Origin of the sequence: Verminephrobacter aporrectodeae subsp. tuberculatae At4 (genome assembly GCF_000193225.1) — a bacterium.
Lineage (GTDB): Bacteria > Pseudomonadota > Gammaproteobacteria > Burkholderiales > Burkholderiaceae_C > Acidovorax > Acidovorax aporrectodeae.
Genome location: NZ_AFAL01000598.1, coordinates 1 through 325, shown reverse-complemented (window position 1 = coordinate 325; position 325 = coordinate 1). Strand labels below are relative to the sequence as shown.

Below are 325 nucleotides of genomic sequence, written 5' to 3'. Positions count from 1 at the left end.
GGTGAGCGCGCTGTCGGCCAGCGTGATGGTGGCCGTGGGGCCGGTGGTGTCTGCCGGCCGGGTGTCCACGGAGTAGTTGTCGCTGCTGGCGCTGCCGGTCCCGGCGTTGCCCGCGTCGTCGCGCACGCCGCTGAGGTTCACACGGATGGTATTGGCCCGGGCGCTGACGTTGGCCGTGGGCGTGAATGTCGCCGTCCAGACCGTGCGCTCGGTGTTCGCCGTGGGCGTGCTCAGCGTGCCGCCCGGGCACACGATGTCGCTGGCGTCCAAGCCGGTGACGGGCTCGCTGAAGGTGATGGTGACGGTTGTGGTCTCGCCCGCGGTG

Annotated in this window: 1 protein-coding gene; it reads right to left on the bottom strand. The window is 71.4% G+C overall.

Annotated elements, in window-relative coordinates; all coding sequences use genetic code 11:
* On the bottom strand, positions 1–325 hold a 325-nt coding region (locus VTU_RS33795), incomplete at both ends, for an Ig-like domain-containing protein (RefSeq protein ID WP_040893177.1).